Raw genomic sequence first — 23,459 nt, forward strand, 5'->3', positions numbered from 1 at the left:
ATGTACGCGAAACTGTGAAGCACTTTCTGAAGAGCCCGGTGCGGGAAATCCGCACGCCGGGTTCTGTGGGGGTTTGAGTCGCCAATTGGGCGACCTTTCTACCCGGAGGGTGGAGTACAATTTACCGCAAGGTAGAAAGGCTCCCTTCTACTCGACTACTCAAACAAGGAATAAACTTAAAAGAGCCTAAATTATGCAAGATTTATACACTACTTGTATATTTCGGCTCTTTTTACATTCACAAAACATACTGCCATATACAGCTTTTTTAATTACCAAAAACATTTTGCCTTCGTTTTATAAGAGAATCATAGATTCGTAAAGTTTCGATAGATGCAGTATCTGTTATTCTCTCGACGATTGGATTCGGTGGGGTCGTTTACGGATTCAGTGTATCTGGTGATGCTGGTTGGACTAATGCAACTGTTCTTGGGTCCATCATTGTCGGATTAGCAGCTCTTATTCTTTTTTCCATTCGTCAAACAAAAATGGAGAATCCGATGCTGAATCTAAAAGCATTTAAGTACCCACTGTTCGTACTTGGTGTCTTTATGAGTTTTATAACGTTCTTTAATATGTTGTCCATGCTTGTCATTTTACCAATGTATATGCAAATGGCTTTATTAATTGCAGCTTTTACAACAGGTCTTATCTTGCTGCCAGGCAGCTTACTAAACTGTGTATTAGCTCCAATCATTGGTAGCCTATTCGACAAATATGGTCCGAAAGCGGTTATTATACCTGGTACCATTTTAGTAGCGATTGGTTATGTACTCTATGCACAATTTGGCACAGAAACGGCTTTATGGATGGTTGTGGTAACTCATATTTTCATGATGTTAGGTATAGGGGCGGTCCTTGCTTCTGTTCAAACAAACACATTAAATTCTCTTCCGAAACAATATTATCCAGATGGAATCGCTATCACTCAAACGATTCAACAGGTAGCTGGCGCTATTGGGATTGCGGTAATGGTATCTATTTTTTCATCCAAAGAAACTAGTTATTTAGCAGCCTCTGCCAATGAATTGCCACATGCAGCAGCAGCGGGAACTTCCCTAGTGTTTACCATTAGTTTAGTGTTAGCGATAATTAATGTTGTATTGTCATTATTTATCAAAAAACCAAATTAATTTAAAGGAAAAAACAGCTTTCAAATATTGTTAGAAGGGAATTATGACTGATGCTAAATCATTATAAAAGTATTTTAGTAGCTGTAGACGGTTCAAAAGAAGCAGAATACGCATTTCAAAAATCAATCGATGTTGCAAAACGTAACAAAAATTCAATTTTAACCATAGTAAACGTAATCAATTCTCGTTCATTCGAAGCATATGACCGTTCAGTTGTTGAGCGTGCACAGAGGTCATCAGAGGAACTGTTAAATAGCTATAAGTCACAAGCTGAGGGCGCTGGTATTAAAAACGTAACGGTAATCATCGAATTTGGTTCTCCAAAAGTAATCATTACTGGAGATATTGCAAAGGTAGTTAAGGCAGATTTAATTATGTGTGGTGCTACAGGGTTAAATGCTGTTGAACGATTCTTGACCGGTTCTGTATCTGAAGCAATTGTACGATCAGCTAAATCTGATGTTTTAGTAATCCGCAGACCTAGTTTACATGCTGTTATAGGTTAAATGTACTTCAACCATCAACGGGTGAATTGGATTATTATCACGTAATTAACATCAATCCAATGTTTTTTAAGATACTTTTGATCAAAATATTTAATAGCTGCAAATGTCAGTTAACCATTCGTAAAAGCGAGCATTTACGAATGGTTTATTTATTTTTAGCAAAAATTGAAAAATAGAACAGGTAGGAGATGGTAAAGAGTATTCCTATTTTCCTGTCTGAACAGTATAATCATGAAGGGGAGTTGATACATATGAATAAAAAAGATATCGCAAATATCCGTAAGCAATTTAAATTCGACAATGATCTCATGAAAATTCGAGAAATCTTCAATGTTTATGTTCAGAAAGAAACAGGTGAGATTTACCATCATGTCAGTCAACCGTTTCAAATGTTAGAACTAGAAGCACAAGAATTGTTTTTGGCCAACTTTAAAAAGGTTTTGACTGGTTATCTCGATGCCAAACTGTTTGAACTGAAATTTATCCGGGATGTAGAAGACAGTACACAACATATCCTCTTCGATGGATTACGAGCTGATTCAACAGAAGATTGGAAAGAAAACATGCTGCAAATTGTCGGAAAAATGTTTGCTCATACGGTTTATGAGTTTGATACGATGGTGACGTTTATTCGAGGAGAATATCGAAAGGTTACCAGGAAACGAGACCTAGAATCCGAAGAAGGTGGGAATGATGAAGTTTATTCCAACGAGTTTATCCTCTGCAGTCTCAATAAAACGGATCAGCCGAAAAAAGCCTTGCTGTTTGATTATATTGAGAAAGAATTCAAATCGAATAACGTCTTTGATCCAATTATCAATCTAGCGTCTCCGTTGTCAGGCTTTTTGTTCCCTGCTTTTAATGACAATTCTGCAGATGTGAACCATATTCTTTATTGTGCAGGAAAAGCGAATCAACCAGATGGGACATTTATTGAAGTGGTCCTCAATTGCGAAGAGATTATTACTGCCCAGGAAGATAAGGACAGCTTCGAACAGATCTTAAAAAAAGTAATAGGAGACCAAGTAGATTCCAAGGTCATTTCGAATGTCTATGAGGAAATCGATAAAATGGTGCAGGAAAATGAAGAAAGCGAAGAAAGTGAAGCTCCTACCTTGGATTATCGGGACATCGAACGCATCTTAACAGTAAGCGGGGTTGAAAATGTCGAGACTGCCCAAGTGGAACATGCCTTCAAAGCTGTCGTTGATGACGAAAAACATGAATTCAAAGCAAGCAGTTTAGTTCCTAAATCCATAAAAATCAATACGAAAGTGGCAGATGTATCCATCAGCCCGAAAGAGCTAAAAAATGTAAAATATATTATGTACCAAGGAAAACGGTGCCTATTATTGGAGATTGATGAAGATGTGGTCGTGGAAGGATTTCGACTAGAATCGGAGACGCTCTAATCCGTTTCAGGGACAGATAACGAACTTTCCTTTGATAATGATAACAAACAGAGAGAACGCAAATTTTAGTTAGGTCTAAATGTGCGTTCTCTTTATAATTAAAGATGGAACCACAAAGCCTTAAATTATCTAACAAATTGACTTCTTTCTCCTACTTTATTATTCTTTTAAAGATGATTCACATAGTAATGACAACTTTTCCCTGAGCATGACCTTCTTCAAAATACCTGAAAGCTTCGGGCACTTCACTCAACTTATAACGTCTATCAATAACGGGTTTTACTTTACCGGCTTCAAGAAGTTCTTTTATATAAATCAGATCTTTTTGGTTAGACCTTTGTAAAAAAGTACCCATTTTCTTATTCCCAGTCATTGAAATCCAAGGCCCAAGGACCATTGCTTGAAACATTTGTGCTCCGGAACCCCCGATGTGAACAAAAATTCCTTTGGGACTTAATGTGCGCTTATAGACTGATAGTGGTTTATGTCCGTTCACCCCAAGTATAAGGTCATAATTCTGCATTTTTTGGGAAAAATCTTCCTTTGAATAGTCAATGGCATGGTCTGCTCCAAGCGATTGCAAAATATCTAAATTTCTCGTACTGCACACCCCAGTTACCTCAGCCCCAAAGGATTTGGCAATCTGTACGGCGAAAGTCCCGACACCACCAGAGGCACCATTAATCAATACCTTCTGTCCCGACTGGATCTTGCCTTTATCACGTAAACCCTGTAACGCTGTGACACCCGCCATAGGTACCGCAGCAGCTTCCTCAAAGGAAAGATTGGCTGGTTTCAAGGCTAATACATTTTCAGGAACAGAAACATATTCGGCAAAACCACCCCAACCACATCCGGATAGGTCTCCGAATACCTCATCGCCTGGTTGAAACTGAGTAACATCTTTGCCAACTGCTTCAACCATACCTGCTATGTCGCCTCCAGGTATGGGGTATTTGGGTTTCAGAAGACCGAAAGCAAATCGTGCTAAAAACGGCTCTCCTTTCAAAAGTACTAGATTACCATAATTCACCGATGCAGCATGAATTTTCACCAGTACTTGATTGTCCTCTGGGATAGGTTTTTCCACCTCTGTTAATTCAAGCACATCAGGTGGGCCATATTTGTTAGAAACGATAGCCTTCATAATTAATCCTCCTAATTGCCTTCGAATTTCTCCATTTAATCCATTAAACTGATAAATCTTTCTAAAGACCCTCAAATTAAAAGATATTCCAGTTAAAGATATTCAGACTGGAATCAGTAAAAAAAATGTAAACGAAGGTTTTCATGGTCTTGTCCTTGAAAGGAGGGGGTCGCTTGTTGGGAGCTGTCTAATGGCCAGAAATTATTTTATAAAAGTGAAGAACTAATATAAACGGCTGTACCCCACATGACGATAGCTGAAATTTTATTTAGTACCGCTAGATATTTTCCTGATTTATCTATTTTTCTGAGCATTCTTCCTGTTATGCCCAATCCAGCAAACCATACCCACGAAACGAATATACATGCAACTGCAAATGCTACTTTCTCAAAGCCTATGTATTTTACGGAACTTGTTCCGATTACACCAACGGTATCTAAAATGGCATGTGGGTTTAGTAAGGACACTGACATTGCAAAAGATATTTGTTTTTTTGGTGAAAAAGATAATTCTACTTCCTTTACATCTTGAGGTTTTGCCCTCCATACAACAAAACCCATGTAGAGCAAAAATAAACTACCAATTATGTAAAGAACTGTTTTTATCCAATAAGAACCAAGGACAACGACTGACACTCCTAAGACCGCTATTGAAATAAGCAAAGTATCACAAATAGCTGCGGTAATAATGACTGGCAGTGCCCTCACGAATTTGGGCTGACTTGCCCCTTGATTAAAGACAAAAACATTTTGTACCCCTAAAGGTAGGATTAAACCGAATGCTAAGATCATGCCGTGTAAAATTGCTTCTAACATTTTTCTCCCCCTGAAATGTAATAACTGCATTGTATTAGATTTGATTACATTCGTCTCCAACCAATTGGATGGAATATTACCCAACCAATCATTTATAATATTAATATAAAAATGATAGGGGAGTTCCTTTTGATAGAAAAAGACTGGATTCTAAACAAATCCTCCTTGATTCCACTCCATCAACAAATCTATGAGTTTATGAAGAGAAAAATAATAAACGGTGAATGGACGGTTGGAACTAAAATTCCAACGCAACGAGATTTAGCAAAGAAATTCAATGTGAATCGGAGTACCATTGTTTATGCACTTGATGAGTTATCTGCAGATGGGTTAATCGAATCAAAAGTTGGAAGAGGGACATTTGTGGTCAATAATACGTGGAATTTACTTGCTTCAATCCCGCCGCCTGATTGGAACAGCTATGTTAAGTCAGGATCTTACCAACCCAATAACAAAACAATTCAAGAAATTAATAGAGCAGAAATTAATCCAAACGTAATACGCCTTGGGACGGGAGAACTTTCACCAGAGTTGTTGCCTGTCAAAGAAATGGAACAAATGTTCAAGAGGCATTCTCCCCATTCGTTTTCGTTAGGATACTCGGAACCAAAAGGAAGCCTCTATTTAAGAGAAATGATAAGCAATTATTTAAAAACGAAGAAAATAGAAGTTTCTCCTACATCGATAATGATTGTTTCAGGAGGACTACAAGCATTGCAATTGATTTCATTAGGATTATTGCACCGTGATTCAACCATTTTTCTTGAAACGCCTTCTTATCTAAATTCAGTGCATGTATTTCAATCAGCAGGAATGAACTTACTTGGAATTCCCATGGATGAGGAAGGGATTAGACCCAAGTCGATTGGGAGGTTAAAAAAGCAGCATAAAGGTGCATTACTTTACACTATCCCAACTTTCCATAATCCCACGGGTATTTTAATGTCAGCTACTAGAAGAAAGGAATTATTGGATGTATGTAAGAATGAAAAGCTGCCTATTATTGAGGATGATGTCTACGGAGATTTATGGTTTGAGAACCCGCCACCGAATCCATTAAAATCCATTGATTATCAAGGACTTATCTTATACATAGGGAGTATGTCTAAAACTCTGAGTCCTGGTTTACGAATTGGTTGGATCGTTGGACCAGAACCAGTGATAGATCGGTTAGCTGATATAAAAATGCAAACTGATTATGGCTCAAGTTCTTTATCTCAATTCATTGTTGCAGAATGGCTTTCAAGTGGTTTATATGATGAACATGTAAAGAAGATAAGGACAGAACTCAAATTCCGTAGAGATTTTACGCTTGAAATACTAAATACACATTTTACGCAATTAGCCACATGGAATATCCCACAGGGTGGTTTTTATATTTGGGTGCAAATCAAAAAACAGACTTCAATTAGAAAATTATTTGAAAAAGCACTAAACGAGGGGATTTTACTAAACCCTGGAAATATTTACGACCACAATGATCAAATTCATCTTCGTTTGTCATATGCCTATGCATCACTTCACGAATTAAAAAAGGGGTTAATAAGACTTTCAGAACTGATTGAAGAAATCTCCAATTAGGCTAATGGTTGCTTGAATTCAAAAAGGGTTGCTGCGGCGATCCTTTTTCTTATTCGAAGGTGGCAGGTTACTTGAATAAGCAAAATATCTTCGAAATGTGGAGCAAGTTAATAGCATTTTTAAATATTAAGATTATGTAAATATATGTAAATTTTCATTCTTGTCCAATTCGATTTTTAATGTTCTGACATACGATGTTCTATCAAATAATTAAGGTGGTGATCTATTATGTCAGATGGTTATGGCGTTAATTTTGCTTTATTCGTGGTGCTTTTCATCCTTTTAATTATTGTCGGTATATCTTTTCGTTAAATACTAGTTTTAAATAAAACAAATTAAGCCGAACTTTTATTATAGTTCGAAGCTATAGGCTCTCAAGGAGGAATGAGTAAACACATGGAAATTGAAGTCACAATCATCATGCCTTCATATAACCGCTATCCCCTTAATCTGCTTAGCCTTTATGCATTGGAGAAACAGTGCTTTGATTTATCCAAAATGGAAGTGATATTGATTGATGACGCCTCTACCGACCAGACCCCAAAAATTAAGGAATACTGTCCTCCCTACCATTTTCAATATATTCGCAATAGTACCAATGTGGGTGTTGCTGCTTCAAGAAATATTGGACTTAGGCATGCGAGGGGAGAGATTATTATCATTTTGGATGCAGAAACCATCGTTTCCCCTAACTATGTTACCCTTAACCGCCAGCATCATCTAACTAACGAGAAATCCGTTGTTATTGCAGGAAGCAAGCGGGGGCGCATTTATTCTTTTTTATCCCCGGATTTTACTAATAATCAAATCAACGCGATTTATAAGTGGTGCGAAAAAAATACTCTCTTCAACCAACGCCTTAAAGAGGTGGTATCGCAAGAACAGACAATTAGTAGCTTAACGACTCATATCAGGCTTTTACAAGAGCCCCAACAAGTGGTTAAGAGAGAGGATATTGACGATATAAAAAATTTATGCTCGATGGTAAAATACAGAAGTTATGCTCATCATTTATTAAAATACCTTAGGGAACATTTTTATAGCAGCCCATTGCGTTGGATGGCTTGCTTAGGTTTTCTATCCATTAAAAGAAGTTTTATGGAGGAAGTCGGCGGCTATGAGGAGAATTTCAAAGGATGGGGACCCGAGGATGCTGAGTTTGCTTATAGATTATATAAGGCCAATGCTAATTTTATTATAGAAGATGATTTAGAAACGTTTCATCAAGAACATCCGCCGTCGAAAACGAAGGAGGAGGATATGAACTTAAATCGTCTGTTGTTCCAACTAAAGCACCCGGTTCTTGATGTATCCATTAGAGCCCTGCACTCTATTCATCCGACTGATTATGGACTCATGGAAAAGATTATATTAGAACATCAATCCCTTACTGCAAGCTTTCCCAATGAGTTTCATGAATTTAACCAAGCAATCATAACATTACTTCATCAAATTCGTATAAATATTGCAGAAAACCGCCCCCCTGTTAACCTAGTGCAAAATACCGGGTTCGGCGACGACTCGATTGCAATGGAACGTATCCTGATCGAGAGAGATCACATACAATCCTGTGGTAAATACAATCATCTTGTATGGTTGTTCGATAAACTGAGTACGATCTAAAGATGAGTGGAACTGGTCTTACCGCTAGGGGAAGAGGCAATTTTAATGAGCATTCTGATGCCGACCAGGATAGGTTGACTGACAGATAAATGTTGGTCTTTCTATTTCAGTCTGCTAACCTCTTAACGTATATCATGCTTCCATTCTTGGGGGCTTTTTCTTATTGTGGGTAATTTATCTGGAAAATTGAATAAGACATATAAAGTCAGGTAAAACAATTGTTAAATGTTTTTTGCTTACTTCGTATGTGACATGCGCCCATTTCATACATATAAACTAATGGGATTTCAGTTTAATCATGTGTTTTTCATAACGATAATTGACATTAACCTTAGAAAAGGCCAAAGTAGTTACGATTCATCAGTATGACGCACCTGCTGTAAGAAAACCTAAGCAATTGAGGACGGGTAAATGAAAAAAACAGGAGGGGCAGTGTATGAAATTCACGATACAGTATATACCATTGGACAAAATCAAACCTGATTTATCGTTGAAAATTACTGAGCATATTAAGAAACTGCAGAGATTAATGTGGGACTGCATGTTTGTTTTGGTTGTCAAAAAAAATCGGAAGGATGACAATTACATCATTGTTAGCGGGCAAGATCGATTTGAATCCCTTAAAAAACACACTAAAAATATTTATGCGCCATGTATTGTCGATAAAAGTAACAGTTCGACCGGAATGAAAACGTGGCTTCAGCGGTTACGGAACAAACAACCCCTAGATGACTTTCCGTTAATGCCGACCAGCTGGTCAATCGTACGCTCCTTTTTGAAACAAGAACCCCGTTTTAAACATCTCTCCCGATCCGAACAGATAAGAGTGCTACTTATAGCAGTTCGGTACAAAAAAACCGTGATTTATTCAATGAAAACAACTTTGAATGAAATTCTAAGAAGTAAAAAGTAATTCAACCTTCAAACTCAGTTGAAAAAAGAAAGTTAAGGACAGCCCGATTTTACTCAGGATTGAAGAGAAATCGGCTGTCCTCTCATTATTCACTTCCAAAGCATATTACCTGAAAATATGGTGAGCTGTCATGGACTTTTTTTGATGAAATTTAGGAATGTTAGCAAGTCTATTTGTAATTAGTGATAAAAAAACAAAAAATAAAAGTTGAAGTGAGTCAATCTTATAAAGCCTAGATTGTTCATTTATTTTTTTAAAAATAAGAGGCTGTCATCGCAGCCTTTTTTACATAATTATTTTGGTATGTCATTCACTTCGTTTGCCACTCGTATTCCTGATTCAATTGCACCTTGTATCCAACCGTGGGTAAGTGAGGTATGTTCTCCAGCAAAGTGCACTCTTCCCTCAGGTGTAGAAATATAAGGGTATAGCTCCAAATCCTGTCCAGGTTCAAATGACGTAAAAGCTCCGCATGAAAAAGGATTCTTACTCCAACTAAAAGAAGCCCCTGTAACGAATTCTGAATAAACCTGATACCCAAAAATTTCTGCCAAGTTCATTAGCGCATATTGGATCAGCTCTTTTTCAGATAAGCTTTCCAATGTTAAAGCCTCATCTGCCCATGTATAGCTCGCGATAACTACCGCAGGTCCGGTGGTGCCAATACCATAACTTGGGTAATATGAAAATCGAATCGGCAGATCCGTTATCGATTTACCACCCAATTGACCTACTTTTTCCCAAAACCTACTTTTAAACTCGATAGCGATCTTTGTTGAGGCCATATAATTGAGTTCGCGAATCGCTGTCCTTTTATAATAGGAAAAAGACTCATATGGTTCGACTTTCACAAATCGTAAGGTTGAAAAAGGTATGGTTATAATCGCAAGATCACCGGTTATACTGAAACTCTCATCGGTTTTTTGGTGCTTACAATGAATTGTTACACTGTTTTGAAATTGAGATATTTTCATCAACTTTTGGTTGAACAGAATATTCTCGTTTAATTGCGGCAGGAATGCTTGTGGCAATCGGTCCATGCCACCCGTTATTTCATAAAAATTCTTAGTTTCTGTTAAGATGATGAGTTCTCGTATGACTTCAACAAAGGTCATCCCCATATATGCTTCCAAATCAATAAGGACACCAATCATATCATTAGCACCGATTGAAAAATAATAGTTTAAGAAAGAACCAAATGCGAGATTTCTATATTGTTTTTCTATTAGAGGCCAATTCTTTTTAGGATCTTCGTTAATAAAATTGATAATTGGTTGTACGACTGAAAACAAAAGTTCTTCCGACGATTTCCCGCTTTCATTTGGAGTAACTGGGTATTTTAAAATACTTGGATTTTTTTCATATACATTCAGACGTGTTTTGATGCCATTTGCGTAAATGTGGTCATTAGGGGTCCGGTTAATAAATAGATTTGTAGGCAATTTGAATTTATTAATATATTCAAAGGTTAAATGATGTTTTTTGGGAATTCGCATGGGTCCGACATTGAAATATAAGTTATTGCTAAAGGGGGCCCTTATGGTGTAAACACGTCCTCCAACTCGATCATTGGCTTCCAGGATGGTGACTTTATGTCCCGCTTCCTTTAATAAAGTGGCAGCGACGAGTCCAGCCATGCCTGCACCGATTATAAGAATATGTCTAGGAACTTGTGATGTTTTTAGACCATCCCTAATAATTTTGAGCATTTGATGATCAGTTAGTTGAAAATTCATGTATTGTGGCATCCTCCCTTGCTTTTCCAAAAAATGGCTTATTGCATTATATACAAATAAAAGGATGCATATGTGTTATTTTCCAGTTTGGTGATTACTCTTTCTGTCGAGAACACCTGTGGCTTCGGCATAAGGATAATCAATCATTATTGTTTTCTAATGTTCTTATTAAAAGGGGGGCAATGGTACGTAGATAATAGTTAAACAGGAAAAAAGTTGTATATAGTCTTATAAAGCAAACTAGGTTAACCTAATAGTGATAAAGATGCTATCATGATATATAAATGGGAAATTACTAACGCTAAGGAGAACTAGATGAAAACTAATGTTCTGTTTGACACTAATAAAATCGATCGTAAGGCATTGCCGTATTATTATGACTATGCAAAAATTGTTTCTACACTTCAGGAGAAACTAATAGACGAAGTTGGAATTGATTTTCATATGTACTCGGATGAAGATACCTCAAATGAGATTTGGGACATTCTTGAGGAAGACTTGAAAGAGGAGTCTCCGGAAGTACAATTGATTTGTCATATTTATAAAGAAGGCGAGACCAAAACGATCTCATCCAACCATACCGATAAAGCGATGGAGCTCATTGTAAAACCAAGGATCACGAACGGTCTTTTTTACTATTCGAATTATCAGGTTGCGCTGGCCAGATTGGTTATTTTTCAAAGTGACGGAGAAATGACCCGGGATTTTATTTTTGCCAAAAATGATGCTTGCTTAGTTACCTTTTTGAAATATGTTCTTAAAAGAAAAAGAGATTATATTAAAAACTATGTGACTGTTTTTACGGATACAGAAGATGGGGTAGAAACAGAGATTGATAGTATTACTACTTTGGTAAGAAGAGAAGATGTATTTTTAGAGGATTCTTTAAAGAGAGAAATTTATCGATCGATTGACGAATTCTTTTCTGAAAGCGGTCAGTTTTTCAAAACGTATGATATTCCCTACAAACGCGGAATTCTTCTCTACGGAAAACCTGGTAATGGAAAGACCACTCTTGTGAAATCAATCGCCAGCAGCATTAATGCTCCGGTAGCTTATTGGCAGATCACTGAATTTACATCAAGCTATACGATCAAAGAGGTCTTTACGTCTGTATTAAAATTGACACCATTGGTTTTAGTCATTGAAGATATTGATTCCATGCCAGCAAGTGTCCGGTCCGTCTTCCTGAACATTTTAGATGGTGCCACCTCGAAGGAAGGAATCTTCATCATCGGGACAACGAATTACCCTGAAAAAATTGATCCTGCCCTTATGAACCGCTCCGGCCGGTTTGACCGAGCGTATGAGATCCATGTACCGACGAAGGAGCTTCGCTATCAGTATCTATTAAACAAGAATATCGCACGAATTCTTTCAGAGGAAGAGATTCAGCAAGTTATTGATTCAACCAAGGATTTCTCTTATGCGCAGCTCAATGAATTGTATACATCGATTGCCCTTGAATGGCATTACGAACAGCAGGTTGATGTGAAGAGACTTTGTGCGGACTTAAAATCACTGCAGCAAAAACAACAAAAACAAGAATGGGACCAAGCTCTCTCCTCTGCATCGATCGGGTTTTCAGGGTTTGGAGATGATTAACTTTGATGTATTAACTCTAGTAAACCCAAAAGAAAGAGAAGATTGCTGGTGAGAGTAATAGGGATTGATTTGTCCGGTCCAAGTAATCATAAAGATACTGTTTTTACGGTATTTGAATTACAAAATGGTCAATTAAATTTCATTAAGTTAATGAGCAATATTGGGGATCTGGACATTTTAAAAGAAATAGAGGCTCAAAGTCAAATAGATGAAGTAGTTATTGGTATAGATGCACCTTTATCTTATCAGGACGGCGGGGGTGATAGACAAGGGGATAAACAATTGAGACAGTTTATTATTTCTCTTGGGATGAAGCCTGGATCAATCATGCCGCCAACTTTAAATCGAATGGTGTATCTTACGCTAAGAGGAATAAAGCTTAGTAGAGAAATAGGGAATCTAACTCCTAATTATCCGATTACGATCGTGGAGGTGCATCCAGGTGCAGTGATTGGTTCAAGACTCTCTCAAGGGGAATTGGAGTATGTTTTGAGTTACAAACAAAATCTATTAGCGAGAAGTTGGATTCGGAACTGGCTTGGTGAGCAAAAGTTAACTATGCTCCCTGTTTTTATTGATGAGGAAAGTCATTTAATTGATGCCTGTGCAGAAGCATTAGGGGCCTGGTATTGGAAGGATCCATCCTTGCAGCCAAAGTGGTCAATTCCTGCGAATCCTCCACTGCATCCGTATGATTATTGTTGTTAATGCTTATTCTGCCACAGTATTGGATACTGTGGTTTTCTTTCTATGTCGGTACAGCAAAAGAGTAGTAAGATGCCCGTTGAGCGAGGAAAATCAGTTCAGCGTTGATTAACAGGAAGGGGAGGGGAGAACGATCGAACAAGAGCGATTTCGAATTGTTTTGCTACCCCCATAACTTGGGCACCGGATGAAAAAAAACCAGGAGGAATCTTCCAGTTTTAATTGATTTATTCTTTAGTTTAAATCTCGGCAATATATTAATAGAAAGGACAAATCACTCTATTAAGCCATATAAAAGTATTTACTGAATTAATAGAATATTTTATTTATTTATCTCTTGTCAATTCTCTGAAAATTGCATATAATTAATTTTACCACTACTAATAACTTGTTTTCCTCGCAGAAGTGTTTGCTACTAGATAAAATAAAAAATGAGTGCCCCACGTGTTTCGGGACACTCTTCTAATGTAAAAGAAATTCCTCATTGATTAGACTTTCTCTATAATTAGTTGGATCGTTCTTCTAACCAGTCGGAAATGGTTGGATAAGTTATTTTTGTTGCTTGACTGCCATAAGTAATGGAGGTATGCCCGACAGGTAAAACTTTAAATTGTTTATCTTCACTAGAAATCTTGTTCATCAATGCTTCAACTTGATGCGGTGGGGCAATGAGGTCGTTTTTCCCAGCTAAGTTGAGCACATTTGCCTTGATATTTTCCAGTTTGACCTTTTGACCACGAATAACCATTTCACCTTTTATCAGTTTGTTTTTTTGATAAAAGTCTCTAATCCACTGACGGTAGGCTTCACCAGGGAATAAAATTCCGTCGTTTAACCATTTTCGCAGTAGTTTAAAGCTCTTTATGAAATTTTCATTGTCAGCACGCTCAACAAGACTAATAAATGGTCCAAAGTTGGTTCCCATTGGATTGATCATTTTGTTTCCAAAGTCAATCATTTCTGGTGGAATCACACCAAGGGTTTCTACCACTTTATCAATATTAAAATATCGCTCATCTAACATCGCACCATATGCGCCGCTATTGTCAAAATCAAAAGGACTAGTCATAAAGATGAGGTTGCGGATTGGCAATTCAGGGTGTAATGCTGCAAATGCAGACGTGATCGTTCCACCCATGCAATAACCAAGGATCGATACTTCCTCAACATTAGATCTTCTCATTACTTTACGAACGGCACGTGGTATATAGTCCATAATATAATCATCCAGTTTCATATGTCTATCTTCGTAACCTGGTGTACCCCAGTCAAGAAGGTAAACATCAAACCCACGTTCAACCATAAATTCTATTAAACTACCACCTTTGGTAAGGTCCAATATATAAGGCTTATTAATTAGAGCATAAACGAATAGAAGTGGGGTTCTATGTTTTTTTGGCTGATCAGATATATACCGATAGAGTTTTGCTTTATTTCTAGTCCAAACTAATTCCTTCGGTGTAGGTGCTACCTCGGGCTCGGCATCGGTCGTTAACACTTGAGATGCCCTTATTACACGTTGGTACATCTCTTGATACTTTTGAGGTGTAGCCTCTAGCATCTCATTCCATTCTTTTAGCATTTGAGCGTTAATGATTGTTCACTCCTTACATGATTTATTTACTCTTTTAATATATAAAGAAGTTTGTACATTCATGACACTTACATGTAAAGTCCACCGTTAATATTTAATTGCTGACCAGTAATATAGTCACCATCTTTACATAGGAAAACAACACCACGAGCGATTTCTTCTGGTTTACCTAAGCGTTTTTGTGGTACTTTTTCAACGATTCCTGCAAGAACTTTTTCAGGAATGGCTTGGACCATCTCGGTTCCAATAAATCCTGGGCAAATCGCATTAACTGTTACTTTACTTCTAGCAAGTTCAAGAGCGAGAGATTTAGTGTATCCAATTAGTCCTGCTTTTGCGGCAGCATAGTTTGTTTGTCCAAACCCGCCTGCTTGCCCAATAATAGACGAAATGTTGATGATGCGGCCTGCATCTGATTCAAGAAGATAAGGTAAAGCCGCAGATGTATTGTTGAAAACACTGTTTAAATTAACATCAATTACTTTTTTCCAATCTTCTTCTTTCAATTTTTTGAACGTGCTGTCTCTTGTAATTCCTGCATTATTAATCAGGATATCTAATTTGCCATAATGGTTGATTGTTTCTTGTACAAGGTATGCTGCTTCATTACTTTCAGAAACATCTGCTTGAACAGCGTATGCTTCTCCGCCAAATTCATTTATTTCTGCGACTACTTTATCTGCTAGTTCTTTACGAATATTATAGTTAATGACAACTTTCGCACCATTTTTAGCCAGTTCCAATGCAATTGATGCACCGATTCCTCTGCTGCCGCCTGTTACGATTGCTACTTTATCTTTTAATTCTGTCATTGTTGTCCACCCCATCTATTGTAGTTGTAAAAATAATACTGATAGTTTACTAAATTTCTTGGTTTTACATGCATTATGTAATGCGTTTCTATTTCGCTTTTTCTGGTGTTTTTAACACATTAAGGATTTGGTTCAATTTTTGATCTAAATTCTTCATATCCTTTTTTAAATTCGACAATTCTGCTTTAAATGACTCTTGGTCTTGGTTATCCAAGTTCTCTTCCAATCTTTCTTCTAAATCATCTACTTTTGCATCGACATTGACAATCAGCGAAGAAATGTTAGCAATGTCATTTCGAGTTGGTACATTCATAAATTCTAAATATTTTAACGTTGATTCATCAATCATTTTTTTTAATTGAAGATTCATCTCCAATACCTGTCCCATGCCTTGAGAAGGGAAATCATTGCTTACTTTCTCATCGAATAACTTACTGGAGTGTGAATAAAGATCCTTCCACATATCATAAAAATTAAAGTCTGTGCTCATTTTTTTCCTCCTACATTTGTTTTGTTGACCTATCTATCATACTAACTTCATCGAAATTTTAAAAGGTGAAAGATTAAAAATTATTAAAATACATTTCTTCATTTTTTGACAAATTTCTCACTTTCTTGCGAATTGTAAAGTATTTTAACAAGAGTGATAATTACCGATAATCCATCATAATATGGGTAAAAATGGATTTAATTTTGTCCAAAGGCTAGTTTCATTGCCACTTTTTTGTTTTGGATTTCTTTTCTCATTTGCCTAGGGATGCTGATTGTGCAGAGGTCTATTCTGAAAAGAAAAAAACGAGGTGATATATTTTGGAGTTTAATGAAAAGGTTGTGTTAATTACAGGTGGTGCACAGGGGATTGGAAAAGAAACGGCTAAACAATTTCTCCAAGAGGGTGCAAACGTCGTCATCTGTGATTATGATGAGTCGGCTGGTAAATCTGCATTAGAAGAATTGAATCATGAAAAAGTAGAATTTTATAAAGTCGATGTAACGGACAGCACCCAGATAGAAGAAATGGTTCAATCCACAATAGGTAAGCATGGCCGAATCGATATCTTAATTAACAATGCCGGAATTACACTTGATGGTTTTTTAACAAAGATGGAGGAATCGGATTGGGAAAGAGTCATTTCTGTCAATCTATCAGGTGTTTTTAAATGCACGAAGGCTGTAGCTCCTAATATGTTAAAGCAGGGGTCGGGCGTTATTCTTAACGCATCTTCCGTCGTTGGTTTATATGGGAATATTGGTCAAACGAATTATGCTGCGACAAAGGCGGGCGTCATTGGGCTGACGAAAAGCTGGGCAAAAGAATTTGGCCCTAAGGGGATCCGAGTCAATGCAGTTGCTCCAGGTTTCATTGAAACAGGTATGACTGCAGCGGTGCCAGATAAAGTGCTTCAATATATGAAGGAAAAGACTCCGCTTAGGAAGCTTGGCAAACCAGAAGATATTGCCGCAGCATATGTATTCTTGGCTTCAGATAAGGCGAATTATATTAACGGAACCATCTTAAGTGTGGATGGCGGATTAGTTATTTAGACAATATAGCTGCAAATTGAGGGAGAAAATAATGATTTTCTCTCTTTTTGGTTTATTATGGTAACTGCTATTACTAAATTGCTATATTACAATATATGGAGGTTCGGTCATATTCTTATCGTCCATTCATTTGTTCAAATGCCAAGTTAGTATAATCTCAAAAATTTTTCTACAAAACATGTCAATTTATCCTAAAGTTTAACAGAATTTTTTTTGCCTGTTTTTTTAATATTTTCAATCGATGTAATTACACCTTTTACTTTGCCAATAGTGGTTTTTCTAGGCCTTTTTTAAAGGGGATACACGTTGAATATGTCAGGTCAAGATCTTAATTTTTTTATAGCGATAAATAAAAAAACTCAGAATTTGTCGAATAGTTTGTCACGAAAAATACCGCGAAATGTAGTAAAATTTGAGAGGAATTATTATTCGAATACATAAATCACTTTTTGGAGGAAATCAGAATGACTGTAAATGAAGTTGTAATTGTAAGTGCGGTAAGGACAGCAATTGGTAGTTTTTTAGGGGGTTTAGAAAATGTTTCGGCTGTACAGTTAGGATCTACTGTAATTAAAGCAGCTATTCAAAAAGCTGGAATTAATCCTAATGATGTAGATGAAGTGATTATGGGGAATGTTTTACAAGCAGGAGTTGGACAAAATCCGGCAAGACAAGCTTCCCTTGCTGCAGGTATTCCTCAAGAGGCACCAGCTATGACAATTAATAAGGTCTGTGGATCAGGATTAAAGGCTGTTCACTTAGCAACACAAGCGATTCTTGCTGGAGAGGCAGAAGTGGTTGTTGCAGGCGGTATGGAGAATATGAGTCAAGCTCCACATCTGTTAAAAGGCGGACGAAATGGATTTAAAATGGGCGATCAGAAAATTTTAGACAGTATGATTAAAGACGGATTATGGTGTGCAGAAAATGACTATCATATGGGAACTACAGCTGAAAATCTTGCTGAGAAATATGAAATCACACGTGCTGAACAAGATGAATTTGCAGCGTGGAGTCAGCAAAAGGCACAAGCAGCGATTGAATCCAATCGATTTGCTGATGAAATTGTCCCTGTTGAGGTACCTGGCCGTAAAGGACAAGTGACATTATTCAGCCAAGATGAGTTCCCACGGTTTGGAACGACTGCAGAAGGATTGGGTAAGCTTCGTCCTGCATTCAAAAAGGATGGATCTGTTACTGCTGCTAACTCTTCAGGAATTAACGATGGTGCGGCAGCATTTGTAGTGATGAGCCGTAAAAAGGCAGAAGAATTAGGCGTCACTCCTCTAGTAACAATTAAAGCAAATGCTACTGCAGGTGTGGATCCGAGTATTATGGGAATCGGTCCTGTCCCTGCAGTGAAAAAAGCTCTAAAAACAGCGTCTTTATCTTTAGAAGACATTGAATTAATTGAAGCAAACGAAGCATTTGCGGCACAATCGATTGCAGTAGATCGCGAGCTTCAATTTAATAAAGAAAAGTTAAATGTTAATGGTGGTGCGATTGCACTTGGTCACCCCATCGGTGCAAGTGGAGCAAGAATTTTGGTGACTTTAATTCATGAAATGAAGAAAAGAGAAAACCGCTATGGTTTAGCTACGTTATGTGTCGGTGGAGGACAAGGTGTAGCAACCATTATCGAAAATGTTAAGTAAGAATGAATAAAAATTGTAAAAAATGTCTTGGAGGAAACTCCGAGGCATTTTTTTTGAGGTAATTTTTACCTTAAATAAAAATAAAATGCATGGTGATGATATAGAAGTAATTTAAAACAAAGGCTGTGTTAAAGGTTATTGTTAATATTGTGCCCGCCCGCGGAAAGCGAAGCGCCTGGAGCGAAGTCAACAAACTAGTTTAACACAGCCGAAACAAAAGGAGAGAAACTCATGCCACAAATTGATGTCAATCAACTAAACCAAGCAAAAGCAAATGTAACACTAACCCAAGAATTGTTAACAAAAGCAATTGAAAAAGCAAATTCCGATCCTACTCTCGCCCAGGAAGCGATGAAACAGGCATCAAACGAAATTTCGTCTGCTTTAACGGCCGTAACACAAGTACAAAACACATCTAAAGCCCAATCGACAGAATTATAAAATAGTTTTTCCGAATATTACTGTGTAAAATAGTTGTCCCATGCAAGGCTAGATACCTAATAAATCAAAGAACACCCCATAGAAATGGGGCGTTCTTTGTCAATATGAATGAAATCATCCTTCGATTTCAGTATGTTGAAATCCGTTTTTGGTGGCATACACTTCATACCATTTGTAATTTGGAGTTTTGAACCATTCGTACTGCGGCAAATAAACCAAATATCTTACATTGCCATCGGCATCAAACATTGTTTTAAATATTTTAACCGGTCCAATTCCAAATGTTTGATCTAAATAACCTTCCATGCCATCTCTGACAATATTTTTTTATCTTCCTTTTCTTGCTTATACAACCTCATTAGCCCATCAATAAAAAGACTCAATAGCATTAGAGTAATAGCAATTAAAACGAATATTAGTAAATTGAACAAAAAAACAACCTCCTAAACGATTATGTATAGATTCCGATAAATAAATAGACTATGCCCCTTTTCTTTTAATAGATTCACTACGATTGTACATCCGATTGTTAAAAGAAGATGTGATGAAAAATACATATAAGCGACTTTCTTAAGAATTATTTGACTGTAATAAAGGAAAAAAATAGATTTATGTCGAATTTTTCAAAACAGCCAAGGCAAATCTATTTTAGGGGGAATTAGATGATATTGGAAGCAGCTATGCTTAAGGTTAGGAATGGAAAAGGAATATGAGGAAGCATTTCGTCAGGCATCAGATATCATTGCTTCAATGAAAGGTTACATAACTCACGAATTACAGCGTTGTTTAGAAGTTAAGGGGAAATATTTGTTATTGGTAAAGTAGGAAACATTAGAGGATCATACTGTTGGATTTAGGCATGCAAACGAGTATCAAGAATGGAAAAAAATATTACATCGTTTCTATGACCCATTTCCAACTGTAGAACATTTTGAGAATATTCGACTTTGATAGTTGTTATTATTTATTATTCTTGCATTCCTAGCTCTTCACTATTTGAGATAGTCTAAGTAATATTTCTTTTTCAAAATGTATAAAAGATGTGATAAAATGTTTGAATATTAAAACTACTAGGGGGTTGAATGTTGATAAATTACAATGGACGGAAATTTGTTTCAGTCGAAAATACAGCTAACGGTGAGGTTTCATTAGAAACATTTTTTGAGTACCAACAAGAAGGAAAAATACTTTCAGCAACATATTATGGAGGAGACATTGTAAAAGGAACACTTATTGGAATAGTTGAGGAAAATGGCAGTTTACAGTTTAGATATAACCATGTAAATACAAAGAACGAAATAAGAGGCGGACAATGTTTCTCTACGCCAGAAACTCTGCCAGATGGAAGAATTAGATTACATGAGAAGTGGAAATGGACAGATTCCGACAAAAGTGAGGGGGAATCTATTATTGAAGAAGTTAAATCAAAATAAATAATTTAATTCAGGTGGAACAATGGAAAATTTTATTATTATAGATAATATGCAAAATGAGGATTGGGATCAGGTTCGTGAAATCTACCAAGAAGGAATTGCGACTAGAAATGCAACATTTCAAAAAGAGCCACCTTCATGGGAAGATTGGGATATGGGGCATATCTTAGAGTGCCGTCTTGTCGCACGTTTAAATGGTAAAGTTTTAGGATGGGCGGCGTTAAGCCCAGTCTCCAGTCGATGTGTTTATGCTGGTGTGGCTGAAGTAAGTATTTATGTTGGACAAAATAGTAAAGGGAAGGGTATTGGTAGTAAACTATTAAAATCTTTAATTGAAATTAGTGAACAGTACGGATACTGGACATTACAATCTGGGATTTTTCCTGAAAATATATCCAGTCTCAAATTACATCTTAAGTTTGGGTTTCGGAAAGTTGGAAGGCGAGATCGTATTGGAAAAATGGATGGCGTATGGCGTGATACGATATTGTTAGAAAGAAGAAGTCATTCAGTTGGAATTAATTAAGATTGATGATTTAAGAGAAGGTACTCCAAGACCAGAAGAATTTAGGAATGAAGGTGAGTATAAACGAAGGATGAGGATTCCGCTCTTTTTAATATTTTCATGTGTAAAATAGAAGCTAAACTTCCAAAAGAATCCTATATCAATAAAAAAGCTTGCAGACTCATCTAGAAGCTAGATTGTGTCTGCAAGCATGAGGCTCCTGCCGGGAAAAGTTGTTTTTCAATCCTTATTTCATACCATTAAAACTTACAGCTATTTGAGCTCCCACTACTGCATTGTTTTTAACTAAAGCAATGTTTGCATCTAGGCTCTTACCTTCAGTTAAATCTTTCACCTTACCTAGTAAAAATGGCGTTACATTTTTACCGGATATGTGTTTTTCTTCTGCTTCTTTTAAAGCTGCTTCAATTACGTTAGTAATGGTTTTTTCATCCATAGCGAATTCTTCAGGTATTGGGTTGGCAATCACTGCGCCGCCTTTTAGGTTTAAATCCCATTTAACTTTTAACGTCGAGGCGATTGTTTCCGCATCTTCTGCACGGAAGTTCACTGAGAATTCACTATTGCGCGTATAGAAGGCAGGGAGTACATCGGTTTGATAACCAATAACAGGTACGCCTTTTGTTTCAAGATATTCCATTGTTAACCCTAAATCTAGAATCGATTTGGCACCTGCACAAATGACGGCCACGTTGGTTTGTCCGAGTTCTTCTAGGTCTGCAGAGATATCCATGGTAGTCTCTGCACCACGGTGAGCACCGCCAATACCACCAGTTACGAAAATATTAATTCCTGCAGCCTCGGCACAAATCATCGTTGCGGCTACTGTTGTTGCCCCCAGTTTTTTTGTAGCGAGTAAATAAGCTAAATCACGTCTAGATGCTTTTGCTACATCCGTACTCTTACCGAACATCTCTAACTCTTCATCGGATAATCCAATTTTAATTTTACCATCAACGATTGCTATTGTTGCCGGAACAGCACCATTATCACGGATAATTTGTTCCACTTCACGTGCGGTTTTCACATTTTGTGGGTATGGCATACCATGTGAGATAATTGTAGACTCTAAGGCAACGATTGGTTTTCCTTGTTCCTTGGCGATACGTACTTCTTCAGATAAAGTAATGTATTGTTTCATGATAATTCCTCCATGTCTTTTTGTAGTTGTTCTGCTGATAAATCCTGTCTAACTGTATAAGATGATTGCAGTGTTTTAGAAGCATTCATACTCCCAGCTTTAGCAATTTCGATCAACGATTTACCTTCTAACCAAGAGTAAATAACAGCGGAGGAAAAAGCGTCTCCTGCACCCGTTACATCAACGACTTCATTAATTTCAATAGAAGGTACATGAAAAATTCCTTCTTTTTTATTACCTATCATCGAGCCTTGTTTTCCATTCGTAATAACCACATTGGCTATTCCTAGTGCCAGCCATTTTTCTAGTGCGTTCTTCCAATCTTCCTCGTTCTTGATTTCAGTTTGGAAGTAAGTTTCAGATTCATCTCGGTTCGTAATGAGCCATGTAACACCTTCTAAATTATCTGGTAATCGATTCATCTTTGGCGATGAAACGGGTATTAACACAATCGGTAAATCATGGCTATTTGCGAAATGACACAGGAATTGAATCGTTTCTTTCGGACAGTTTAAATCGACCATAATACATTTGGCGTGACTTAATTGTACGTCATGTTTAAGCAGTAAATCAGGTGTGATGGCCTCATACACTTCCATATCCGCTAACGCAATAACTAATTCTCCGCTAGAGTCTAAAACAGCCGTGTAGGAACCTGTTGATTTTTCAGGAAATTGGGTCACGGTTTCTAAGTTCATGTAAATAGATGATGAATCTTCAATGACCGACCAGTCCTTATCGGCGCCGCATGTAGAAATAAGTGATACGTCCATTCCAAGTCGCCCTAGATTTTCAGCGATATTCCGGGCAACCCCGCCGGCATTCTGAGTGGCGTAAATCGGATTGGAAGTACCTAACTGGGCTTTGTCTTTGATATGGAATTTACGGTCAATATTAGCCCCGCCTATACATATAACATGTTGTGATTCACTAAGAATATAAGCTCTGCCTAGAATATTACCTTTTTTAATTAAGCCAGAAATAATATTTGCAATGGAAGGCCTGGATAAGCCTAATATTTCAGCCAGTTCTTGCTGAGAAACATAGGGGTTCTTACGTATTAAATCGATAATCAATTGTTCTTTATCATTCATTTTTTCAGGCACAAACTCACCCCATTTAATCTTCCTAATCAG

General features: G+C 37.1%; 23 protein-coding genes and 2 pseudogenes. 16 read left to right on the plus strand and 9 right to left on the minus strand.

Annotation, left to right across the window (positions count from 1 at the left end):
* The first annotated feature begins 359 nt into the window (after positions 1-359).
* The 3 genes from J7E63_RS10045 (at position 360) to J7E63_RS10055 (ending at position 3,051) form a co-directional block, all read left to right on the plus strand.
* Entirely contained in the window at positions 360-1,133 is a 774-nt protein-coding gene (locus J7E63_RS10045; protein ID WP_308161940.1) for an MFS transporter, read from the plus strand.
* Positions 1,134-1,183: 50 nt separating this feature from the next.
* The gene (locus tag J7E63_RS10050; RefSeq protein ID WP_215011587.1) at positions 1,184-1,639 is read left to right on the plus strand and encodes a universal stress protein; all 456 of its coding nucleotides are present in this window, start codon (positions 1,184-1,186) and stop codon (positions 1,637-1,639) included.
* A gap of 251 nt (positions 1,640-1,890) precedes the next feature.
* Positions 1,891-3,051: a DUF4317 domain-containing protein gene (locus J7E63_RS10055; protein ID WP_215011589.1), complete on the plus strand. Its 1,161-nt coding sequence runs from the start codon at positions 1,891-1,893 to the stop codon at positions 3,049-3,051.
* Between the two features lie 178 nt (positions 3,052-3,229).
* Here the strand turns inward: J7E63_RS10055 and J7E63_RS10060 are convergent, their stop codons facing one another.
* Positions 3,230-4,198 (minus strand): NAD(P)-dependent alcohol dehydrogenase, encoded by a 969-nt coding sequence (locus J7E63_RS10060; protein ID WP_215011591.1) that lies wholly within the window; start codon positions 4,196-4,198, stop codon positions 3,230-3,232.
* Between the two features lie 206 nt (positions 4,199-4,404).
* Positions 4,405-5,013 carry a LysE/ArgO family amino acid transporter gene (locus J7E63_RS10065; protein WP_215011593.1) on the minus strand — a complete coding sequence of 203 codons (609 nt, stop codon included), beginning with the start codon at positions 5,011-5,013 and terminating at the stop codon, positions 4,405-4,407.
* 129 nt (positions 5,014-5,142) lie between these two features.
* Between J7E63_RS10065 and pdxR the strand changes: the two genes are divergently transcribed.
* The 4 genes from pdxR (at position 5,143) to J7E63_RS10085 (ending at position 9,130) form a co-directional block, all read left to right on the plus strand.
* Positions 5,143-6,594, plus strand: a complete 1,452-nt coding sequence (gene pdxR / locus J7E63_RS10070; RefSeq protein ID WP_483861483.1) for a MocR-like pyridoxine biosynthesis transcription factor PdxR — start codon at positions 5,143-5,145, stop codon at positions 6,592-6,594.
* A gap of 228 nt (positions 6,595-6,822) precedes the next feature.
* Complete coding sequence (locus tag J7E63_RS10075; protein WP_088087823.1) at positions 6,823-6,906, plus strand: YjcZ family sporulation protein; 84 nt, start codon at positions 6,823-6,825, stop codon at positions 6,904-6,906.
* Positions 6,907-6,978: 72 nt separating this feature from the next.
* A complete protein-coding gene (locus tag J7E63_RS10080; RefSeq protein ID WP_215011595.1) occupies positions 6,979-8,217 on the plus strand; it encodes a glycosyltransferase family 2 protein in 1,239 nt (412 codons plus the stop codon).
* 436 nt (positions 8,218-8,653) lie between these two features.
* Positions 8,654-9,130: a hypothetical protein gene (locus J7E63_RS10085; RefSeq protein WP_215011596.1), complete on the plus strand. Its 477-nt coding sequence runs from the start codon at positions 8,654-8,656 to the stop codon at positions 9,128-9,130.
* Positions 9,131-9,423: 293 nt separating this feature from the next.
* Here the strand turns inward: J7E63_RS10085 and J7E63_RS10090 are convergent, their stop codons facing one another.
* Positions 9,424-10,866, minus strand: a complete 1,443-nt coding sequence (locus J7E63_RS10090; RefSeq protein ID WP_215011598.1) for a flavin monoamine oxidase family protein — start codon at positions 10,864-10,866, stop codon at positions 9,424-9,426.
* Positions 10,867-11,181: 315 nt separating this feature from the next.
* On the opposite strand from J7E63_RS10090, the gene J7E63_RS10095 reads away from it, so the two are divergent.
* Both J7E63_RS10095 and J7E63_RS10100 read left to right on the plus strand, forming a co-directional pair.
* Entirely contained in the window at positions 11,182-12,471 is a 1,290-nt protein-coding gene (locus J7E63_RS10095) for an AAA family ATPase (RefSeq protein WP_215011600.1), read from the plus strand.
* Positions 12,472-12,519: 48 nt separating this feature from the next.
* Complete coding sequence (locus J7E63_RS10100) at positions 12,520-13,179, plus strand: DUF429 domain-containing protein (RefSeq protein ID WP_215011602.1); 660 nt, start codon at positions 12,520-12,522, stop codon at positions 13,177-13,179.
* A gap of 502 nt (positions 13,180-13,681) precedes the next feature.
* Here the strand turns inward: J7E63_RS10100 and phaC are convergent.
* The 3 genes from phaC to J7E63_RS10115 form a co-directional block, all read right to left on the minus strand.
* Complete coding sequence (gene phaC, locus J7E63_RS10105; RefSeq protein WP_215011604.1) at positions 13,682-14,758, minus strand: class III poly(R)-hydroxyalkanoic acid synthase subunit PhaC; 1,077 nt, start codon at positions 14,756-14,758, stop codon at positions 13,682-13,684.
* A gap of 80 nt (positions 14,759-14,838) precedes the next feature.
* Positions 14,839-15,582 (minus strand): 3-oxoacyl-ACP reductase, encoded by a 744-nt coding sequence (locus J7E63_RS10110; protein ID WP_088087813.1) that lies wholly within the window; start codon positions 15,580-15,582, stop codon positions 14,839-14,841.
* A gap of 88 nt (positions 15,583-15,670) precedes the next feature.
* A complete protein-coding gene (locus tag J7E63_RS10115) occupies positions 15,671-16,072 on the minus strand; it encodes a polyhydroxyalkanoic acid synthase subunit PhaR (RefSeq protein WP_215011606.1) in 402 nt (133 codons plus the stop codon).
* Between the two features lie 320 nt (positions 16,073-16,392).
* Here J7E63_RS10115 and fabG point away from each other — a divergent pair, with 320 nt between their 5' ends.
* From fabG to J7E63_RS10130, 3 genes are all read left to right on the plus strand, one after another.
* Positions 16,393-17,127, plus strand: a complete 735-nt coding sequence (gene fabG, locus J7E63_RS10120) for a 3-oxoacyl-[acyl-carrier-protein] reductase (RefSeq protein ID WP_215011608.1) — start codon at positions 16,393-16,395, stop codon at positions 17,125-17,127.
* Between the two features lie 464 nt (positions 17,128-17,591).
* Positions 17,592-18,782 (plus strand): acetyl-CoA C-acetyltransferase, encoded by a 1,191-nt coding sequence (locus tag J7E63_RS10125; RefSeq protein ID WP_215011610.1) that lies wholly within the window; start codon positions 17,592-17,594, stop codon positions 18,780-18,782.
* A gap of 231 nt (positions 18,783-19,013) precedes the next feature.
* Complete coding sequence (locus J7E63_RS10130) at positions 19,014-19,223, plus strand: hypothetical protein (protein ID WP_215011612.1); 210 nt, start codon at positions 19,014-19,016, stop codon at positions 19,221-19,223.
* A gap of 114 nt (positions 19,224-19,337) precedes the next feature.
* On the opposite strand, the gene J7E63_RS10135 is transcribed toward J7E63_RS10130, so the two are convergent.
* The gene (locus tag J7E63_RS10135; protein WP_215011614.1) at positions 19,338-19,529 is read right to left on the minus strand and encodes a hypothetical protein; all 192 of its coding nucleotides are present in this window, start codon (positions 19,527-19,529) and stop codon (positions 19,338-19,340) included.
* Positions 19,530-19,885: 356 nt separating this feature from the next.
* Here J7E63_RS10135 and J7E63_RS29560 point away from each other — a divergent pair.
* From J7E63_RS29560 to J7E63_RS29565, 4 genes and pseudogenes are all read left to right on the plus strand, one after another.
* Positions 19,886-20,174 (plus strand): annotated as a pseudogene (locus J7E63_RS29560) (antibiotic biosynthesis monooxygenase family protein).
* A 134-nt stretch (positions 20,175-20,308) separates the two neighbouring features.
* Complete coding sequence (locus tag J7E63_RS10140) at positions 20,309-20,656, plus strand: avidin-fold protein (RefSeq protein ID WP_215011636.1); 348 nt, start codon at positions 20,309-20,311, stop codon at positions 20,654-20,656.
* A 22-nt stretch (positions 20,657-20,678) separates the two neighbouring features.
* Positions 20,679-21,182, plus strand: coding sequence for a GNAT family N-acetyltransferase (locus J7E63_RS10145; protein ID WP_215011616.1), 504 nt, complete (start codon positions 20,679-20,681; stop codon positions 21,180-21,182).
* Positions 21,183-21,192: 10 nt separating this feature from the next.
* A pseudogene (locus tag J7E63_RS29565) lies at positions 21,193-21,294 on the plus strand (SAM-dependent methyltransferase); the annotation flags it as partial.
* A 114-nt stretch (positions 21,295-21,408) separates the two neighbouring features.
* Here the strand turns inward: J7E63_RS29565 and J7E63_RS10150 are convergent.
* Together J7E63_RS10150 and J7E63_RS10155 are read right to left on the minus strand one after the other, a co-directional pair.
* On the minus strand, positions 21,409-22,323 hold the full coding sequence (locus J7E63_RS10150; RefSeq protein WP_215011618.1) for a pseudouridine-5'-phosphate glycosidase: 915 nt from the start codon (positions 22,321-22,323) through the stop codon (positions 21,409-21,411).
* The gene (locus tag J7E63_RS10155) at positions 22,320-23,417 is read right to left on the minus strand and encodes a carbohydrate kinase (RefSeq protein WP_215011638.1); all 1,098 of its coding nucleotides are present in this window, start codon (positions 23,415-23,417) and stop codon (positions 22,320-22,322) included. The genes J7E63_RS10150 and J7E63_RS10155 overlap by 4 nt, the downstream gene beginning before the upstream one ends.
* Positions 23,418-23,459 lie beyond the last annotated feature (42 nt).

Source organism: Bacillus sp. ISL-75, assembly GCF_018613095.1.